At 72.2% G+C, this 7,134-nt stretch carries 2 protein-coding genes and 4 pseudogenes; 2 read left to right on the top strand and 4 right to left on the bottom strand.

Going from position 1 to position 7,134, the window contains the following annotated elements; all coding sequences use genetic code 11:
* Positions 1-75: 75 nt before the first annotated feature.
* Positions 76-915 (top strand): annotated as a pseudogene (locus ABZ646_RS36045) (PP2C family protein-serine/threonine phosphatase); the annotation flags it as partial.
* Between the two features lie 30 nt (positions 916-945).
* Here ABZ646_RS36045 and ABZ646_RS36040 read toward each other — a convergent pair.
* Positions 946-2,451, bottom strand: coding sequence for a hypothetical protein (locus ABZ646_RS36040; RefSeq protein WP_360528679.1), 1,506 nt, complete (start codon positions 2,449-2,451; stop codon positions 946-948).
* 266 nt (positions 2,452-2,717) lie between these two features.
* Here ABZ646_RS36040 and ABZ646_RS36035 point away from each other — a divergent pair.
* Positions 2,718-3,110 (top strand): annotated as a pseudogene (locus ABZ646_RS36035) (aminoglycoside phosphotransferase family protein); the annotation flags it as partial.
* Here the strand turns inward: ABZ646_RS36035 and ABZ646_RS36030 are convergent.
* The 3 genes and pseudogenes from ABZ646_RS36030 to ABZ646_RS36020 form a co-directional block, all read right to left on the bottom strand.
* A pseudogene (locus tag ABZ646_RS36030) lies at positions 3,104-4,618 on the bottom strand (primosome assembly protein PriA); the annotation flags it as partial. The pseudogenes ABZ646_RS36035 and ABZ646_RS36030 sit on opposite strands and share 7 nt — an antisense overlap.
* A 274-nt stretch (positions 4,619-4,892) precedes the next feature.
* Positions 4,893-6,101 (bottom strand): methionine adenosyltransferase, encoded by a 1,209-nt coding sequence (gene metK / locus ABZ646_RS36025; protein ID WP_360528676.1) that lies wholly within the window; start codon positions 6,099-6,101, stop codon positions 4,893-4,895.
* 239 nt (positions 6,102-6,340) lie between these two features.
* Positions 6,341-7,066, bottom strand: a pseudogene (locus tag ABZ646_RS36020) (phosphopantothenoylcysteine decarboxylase); the annotation flags it as partial.
* Positions 7,067-7,134: the final 68 nt, after the last annotated feature.

Genomic DNA, 7,134 nt, shown 5'->3' with positions numbered 1-7,134 from the left:
CCGAAGGCGGCCGTGCGCTGGCCGGTGCCATCACCTCCCTGATGACCGGCACGGCGTACAAGCGCTCCGCCGAGCAGCACCGCCTCGATGTGGGCCGTCGTACGCGACGTCAGCGAACTGCGGCGCAGCCAGCGGACGGTGCACGAGACCCGGGACTCGCTGCAGCGTCACCAGCAGCGCGCCCGGACCGAGCGGCAGTTCGCCGTGGAGCTGCAGGAAGCCGTGCTGCCGCCGGGCCGCGGCGCTCTGCGGCTCCCGCGCCGCGGCCCGGGCACCCTGGAGGTCGCGGCCCGCTGCCTTCCGTCCGGGAGCAGCGCCCTGCTGGGCGGCGACTGGTACGACGCGCTGGAACTGCCCGACGGCGACACCCTGCTCAGCGTCGGCGACCTCACGGGGCACGGGGTCGCCGTCACCTCGGGCATGGCGATGCTGCTGGGCGCCGTACGCGGGATGGCGATGGCCGGGGCCCCGCCTGCTCATCTCATGTCCCTGCTCAACCAGTTACTCGACGCCACCGTGCAACCCGCGCTGGGCAGCGCGGTCTGCTGCCGCTACCGCCCCGCCACCCGTGTCCTGACCTGGGCACAGGCAGGACACCCCGCCCCACTGCTGTTCAGCGGCGGGACGGGGTGCCTGCTCAGCGCGCCGGACGGCGTACTGCTCGGCGCCACCTCGGGGGCCGGTTACGGGCAGGCCGAAGTGACCCTGGAACCGGGCGACCTGCTTCTGCTGTACACCGACGGACTGGTGCCCGGGCGCAGCGGAACCGATTCCCTGGACTCCCTCCTCGGACTGGCCCCGCGGTTCAGGGCGGCGCGCACCGCCCAGGACTGTGTCGCGGCCGTGGTCGAGGAGTTCGGCGAGTGCGAACGCGCGGACGAGGCCTGCGTGCTGGTCGCCAAGGTGGGCGAGTAGGGGCGCGGGCAGTGCGGATGGGTGCGGAGCCTATGCCGGTGCGCTGGTGCCCGCGCCCGTCCCCTTGCTCCTGGTCCTGGGCAGGGCGAACTTGATCTCCTCCCGCAGTTCCTGGATCTTCGGATAGCCGGCGTACTCGGCGGTGAGCCGGTACATCTGGCGCAGCCGGTCCCAGGTGCGGTGGGAGGAGTTCGATCCCATCGACACCAGGGCCAACCGCGCGTAGTGGCCCGCCTGTTCGGGGTCGTCCGCGATGAAGCAGGCGGAGGCCATGGACAGGAAGTCGAAGATCTTCGACCGCTCCTGCTTGCCGCCGGCCCTGAGTGTCAGGGCCTTCTCCGCGTAGTGCCGGGCGTGCACGGCGGCGCTCGGATCGTGGTCTGCCAGCGTCCGGTACGCCAGGGCCTGCATGCCGTACAGATCCGCTTCGTTGAACATCTGCATCCAGCTCGGCGGCGGCACGTCGCTGCGGTCCGAGACGAAGAGGCTCTCCGCCTGGCCGAGGGTGCGGCGCATGGCCTGCCCCCTGCCCATCGACGCCTGTGCCCAGGCCTCGATGGTGTGGAACATCGCCTGGGTGCGCGGCAGCACCTCCTGGCCCGAACCGGAATGGGCGAGCTTCATCAGGTCGAGTGCTTCGTCGGGCCGGCCGATGTGCACCATCTGGCGAGCCGCTCTGGAGAGCGCCTCCCCGGCACGCGGCCGGTCGCCGCCCTCACGGGCCGCGTGGGCGGCGATGACGAAGTACTTCTGGGCCGTGGGTTCCAGGCCGACGTCGTGCGACATCCAGCCGGCGAGCACGGCGAGGTTGGCGGCGACGCCCCACAGGCGCCGCTGGAGATGGTCGGGGTGACGGTAGGCGAGCATGCCGCCCACCTCGTTGAGCTGTCCCACCACGGCCTTGCGTTGCAGCCCGCCGCCGCGGGCCGCGTCCCAGGCACGGAACACCTCGACGGAGCGCTCCAGTTCCTCGATCTCCTCGGACCCGATGGGGGCGGCCTCGTAGCGGTCGAACCCGGCGGGGTCGGCGTGCAGGGGGTCGTCGAGGACGGGGGCGTCGGCCCTGAGGGTGGGGTCGGTGTGCAGCCAGTCGTACATGGCGGTGGTGAGTACGGATCCCGCGGTGAGCGCGGCACCCGCACCCACCAAGCCGCGTCGGTTGAGCATGAGGTCCATTCCCGTGAATTCGGTGAGGACCGCGGCGGTTCGTTCGGGCGCCCACGGCATGCCGTCGGGATGTTCCGCTTTCCCGTCGTCCGGCCGTTTTCCCGTACGCCCGTGCCGTACCAGACCGAGGTCCTCGATGGTCACGACACGGCCGAGACGCTCGGTGAACAGGGCCGCCAGCACCCGCGGCACCGGATCGCGCGGGATCTCTCCCGTGTCGATCCACCGCCGCACCCGGGAGGTGTCGGTCGACAGCTGGGGGTGGCCCATGGCCGCCGCCTGCCGGTTGACCAGCCTCGCGAGTTCGCCCTTGGACCAGCCGGCCAGGCCGAACAGATCCGAGAGACGGGTGTTGGGTTGTCCGCTCACGTCAAGCCCCCAGGTTCTCGGCTGAGTTGACAGTAGCCCCGTGCAGGTTGCCGGGCGACTATTCGCCACGGTTCGCCAGGGTGCGCCAGATGGTGTGCCACTGGGCGACGGGTGTCAGGTAGGAACGCGCCACCCCGACCCGGTCGCCACTCGACGGGCCCACTCCCCAGGGTGAGCCCGGGCGGCCGGGACGGGTTGGGCGTGAGAACTTCTCACAGGACTTCTCAGGCAGGCACTGCAGGTACACGAAGGGATCTGTATCACCCATGTACGCAGCATCGTCCTCCGTGTCCGCCCCGCCCCGGCCGCTGCGCCCCCGACCGGCGGGCGGCGGACCCTATCTCGACCCCGCCCGCACGGGGGCCGCCGTTCCGGTCGTGGGCCGGCCACGGCGCCCGGCGGGTCTGGGCACCCAGCCCCTCAGCGGGAGACTCGACCTGTCCGGCCCGCAGGGCGCGCAACTGCGCACCGCGATCGCCTCGGTGCACCGGATCTGCCCGGAGTTCGCTCCGGTCCAGGTACTGCGGCGCACCGGGCGGTCCGTGATCCTCGTCGGCACGACGGGGCGCAGCACGGCCGTGGCGAAGTGCCTCCTGGACCACTCCCCCGCCTGGGCGGAGCGGACCCGTCACGAAATAGCCGCATACCGCTCGTTCGTCCGCACGGGCACGGCGGGAAAGGCCCGCCCCAGCTCCTCCGCGGTCCGCCGGGCCCCGACCACCTGGGCGCGCAGGCGGAAGCCGCCGCACGCCGGGCAGTGCCAGTCGCTCTCCTCGCGCCCGCACCACCCGCATCGCAGCGCACCCGCGTCCCGTGCCTCCAGCGGCCCGGCGCAGTGCCGGCAGCGCGCCGGCTCCCGGCACTGGGCGCAGGCCATCCGCGGCACGTAGCCGCGCCGGGGCACCTGGACCAGGACCGGTCCGTGCCGCAGGCCGTCCCGTACGGCCTGCCAGGCGAGCGTCGGCAGCCGGGCGGCCCGTGCCGCCTCGTCCCGCGCGAGGTCGCCGTCCCCGACCGTGCGGACGAGGGGCGCGGTCCGCCGCACCTGCTCCCGGCCGGCCACCAGGGGGCGCGCCCAGCCGTTCTCCACCAGCTGCGCGGCCTCCACCGTGCAGCTCCGGCCGCCCAGCAGGAATGCGCACTTGTCCAGTGCCGCGCGCAGCAGCAGCACGTCCCGGGCGTGCGGCTGGGGAGCGTGCGGCTCGCTGTGGCTGTCGTCCCCGTCGTCCCAGACGGCGACGAGTCCGAGGTCCCGTACGGGCGCGAACATGGCGGCCCGGGTCCCCACCACCGCCCGTACGGCCCCGCGGCTGACGGCCAGCCATTGCGTGTACCGCTTCTCCGGCCCGGCATCGGCGGTGAGCAGCGCGTGCCGCCCCGCGCCGAGGACATCGGTCAGCGCGGCATCGACCCGCGCGGCGGACCGCCCGTCCGGTACGACGACGAGCGCACCGCGTCCCGAGGCGAGCGTGGCGGCGACGGCCCGGGCGACCTCCTCGCTCCAGTGCGGCCCGGGCAGGGCGTTCCACACCGCGCGCGGGGCGCCGCCGGAGGCAAGCGACTCGATGAAGGCGGAGCCGTGCTCGTACCGCGCCCAGGAACCGGGGTCCGGTGCCTCGGGCGGCGGCAGGGGTTCGGGCGAGGGCCGCTTCTCCGCCCGCGCGCTGCGCGGTGGCACGGCGAGCTGGAGTACGTCGGCGAGGCTCCCCGCGTACCGGTCGGCGACGGCCCGCGTCAGCCGCAGCAGTTCCTCGCTCAGTACCGGCTCGGGCGACACCACCTGCGCCAGCGCGGCCAGCGGCCCGGAGTAGTCGGACTCGTCGAGCCGCTCGACCAGGAAGCCGTCGATGAGGCCCCCGCCCTCCCGGCGGCCGTCCCGCACCCGGTTCCGGCCGGCCCCGAACCGGACCCGGACCCGCACCCCGGGCTGTGCGTCGGCGTCCAGCTCGGCGGGGACGGCGTAGTCGAAGTACCGGTCGAGATGCAGCACGCCCTTGTCCACCAGCACGCGCGCCACCGGCAGCCGCTCGGCGAGCGCGGCCCCCCGCCAGGTCCGCGGCTTGGCCCGGGGCACCTTGGCTCCCCGTACGCTCTCGCGGATGAGCGCGAGCTGCTCCGGCCGCGCCCCCTCGGCGCCCCCGCTCCCCTGCCCGTTCTCGCTGCTCACGCTTGCATTCTTACCAAACGCGACTGACAGCGGCCGGGAAGTTCCTACGCCGGATGATGCCGATCCTGGTGCTGATGCTGCTGGTCAACAACCTGGACCGGACGAACGTGGGGTTCATCCAGGACGAGCTGCGCGCGGACGTCGGGGTCAGCGCGACGGAAGTTCGGCGCCGAGGGCACCCTGTCGGTCGTCCCACCGCACGACGACGCCGGCTCCCGCAACCACCTTCCGGTGGTCACGGGAGCCGGTGTCAACTGCTCCAGCGCTGTGGGCCTCAGAGGCCGGCGGCCTTGCGCAGGGCCTCCACCCGGTCGGTCTTCTCCCAGGTGAACTCGGGAAGCTCACGGCCGAAGTGACCGTACGCCGCCGTCTGGGCGTAGATCGGGCGGAGCAGGTCGAGGTCGCGGATGATGGCGGCCGGACGCAGGTCGAAGACCTCGTCGATCGCCTTCTCGATCTTCTCGTGGTCGATCTTGGCGGTGCCGAAGGTCTCCACGAACAGACCCACCGGCTCGGCCTTGCCGATCGCGTAGGCGACCTGGACCTCGCAGCGGGCGGCCAGACCCGCCGCGACCACGTTCTTGGCGACCCAGCGCATCGCGTACGCGGCCGAGCGGTCGACCTTGGACGGGTCCTTGCCCGAGAAGGCACCGCCACCGTGGCGGGCCATACCGCCGTAGGTGTCAATGATGATCTTGCGGCCGGTCAGACCCGCGTCGCCCATCGGGCCGCCGATCTCGAAACGGCCGGTCGGGTTGACCAGCAGCCGGTAGTTCTCGGTGTCCAGCTTGATGCCGTCCTCGAGCAGCGCCTTCAGCTCCGCCTCCACCACGAACTCGCGGATGTCGGGGGCGAGCAGCGACTCCAGGTCGATGTCCGAGGCGTGCTGGCTGGAGACCACGACCGTGTCGAGACGGACGGCCTTGTCACCGTCGTACTCGATGGTGACCTGGGTCTTGCCGTCAGGGCGCAGGTAGGGGATGGTGCCGTTCTTGCGGACCTCGGACAGGCGCTTGGACAGGCGGTGCGCCAGGAAGATCGGCAGCGGCATCAGCGTCGGCGTCTCGTCCGTCGCGTAGCCGAACATCAGACCCTGGTCGCCCGCGCCCTGCTTGTCGAGCTCGTCCTCGTCGCCCTCGACCCGCTTCTCGTAGGCCGTGTCCACGCCCTGGGCGATGTCGGGGGACTGCGCGCCGATCGACACCGAGACGCCGCAGGAGGCGCCGTCGAAGCCCTTCTTCGACGAGTCGTAACCGATCTCGAGGATCTTGTTGCGGACCAGCGTCGCGATGTCCGCGTACGTCTTGGTCGTGACCTCGCCGGCCACGTGCACGAGGCCGGTGGTGATCAGCGTCTCGACGGCGACCCGCGAGGTCGGGTCCTCGCGCAGAAGCGCGTCGAGAATGGTGTCGCTGATCTGGTCAGCGATCTTGTCGGGGTGGCCCTCGGTCACGGACTCCGAGGTGAACAGGCGACGGGACACAACGCTCCCTGGGGTTGCAGCGGCTGCTGGCTGATCATTGGCGGACGACACGGGGGCTGCACCCGGGCGTCGTCCGAGAACAGTTTATCGGTCGCACTCTGCCGCGGGCCCACCTGTCTCGACACTCGGAAGTGCTGTGACCTGCGGCACGGGCATTCTGCCCAATGGTCGGCGGCCTTGGCCAGAGCCACCGCACCGTAATGCGACCTCCCGGAAAGTTGACAAATGGCCAGAAAAAGTTAACCCAAACGGGCCGCCGCCAGATCCCACACCACGTCGGCGAGCGCCTCCTTGGGCCCGTGCGGCACCGGTGTCTCACTGCCGTCGGCGCCGAGCACCACGGCCTCGTTCTCCTCGGAACCGAAGGTCTTGCGCTCCCCCACCTCGTTCACGACGAGCAGGTCGCAGCCCTTGCGGGCCAGCTTGGCGCGGCCGTTGGCGAGGACGTCGTCGGTCTCGGCGGCGAAGCCGACGATCACCTGTCCGGGCCGCGCCCGGTCGGCCGAGATCTCCGCGAGGATGTCCGGATTCCGCACCAGCACGATCGGCTCGGGCTCCTGGCCGTCCTTTTTCTTGATCTTCCCGGCCGCGTAGACCGCGGGCCGGAAGTCGGCGACGGCCGCGGCCATCACCACGGCGTCGGCGTCCGCGGCGGCCTTCAGCACCGCCTCGCGCAGCTGTACGGCCGTGCCGACCGGGACGACGTCCACACCCGCCGGGTCCGGCAGGCCGGTGGTGTTCGCGGCCACCAGGGTCACCCGGGCGCCCCGGGCGGCGGCCGTACGGGCGAGGGCGTAACCCTGCTTGCCCGAGGAGCGGTTGCCGAGGAAGCGGACGGGGTCGAGGGGCTCCCGGGTGCCGCCGGCGGAGACAACGACGTGGCGGCCCTTCAGGTCGGGCTCGGCGACGCCCCGGGCCAGGACCCGGCGGCAGACCTCGAAGATCTCCCCCGGGTCGGGCAGCCGTACTGGTCACCGCTCTTGCCGGAGCCGGGGCCGACGCCGTCGAGCTTGAGGAAGTCGTAGCCCCAGCC

This window comes from Streptomyces sp. NPDC007162, assembly GCF_040634175.1.
Classification (GTDB): Bacteria; Actinomycetota; Actinomycetes; order Streptomycetales; family Streptomycetaceae; genus Streptomyces.
This window is presented reverse-complemented; position numbering and strand designations above follow the sequence as displayed.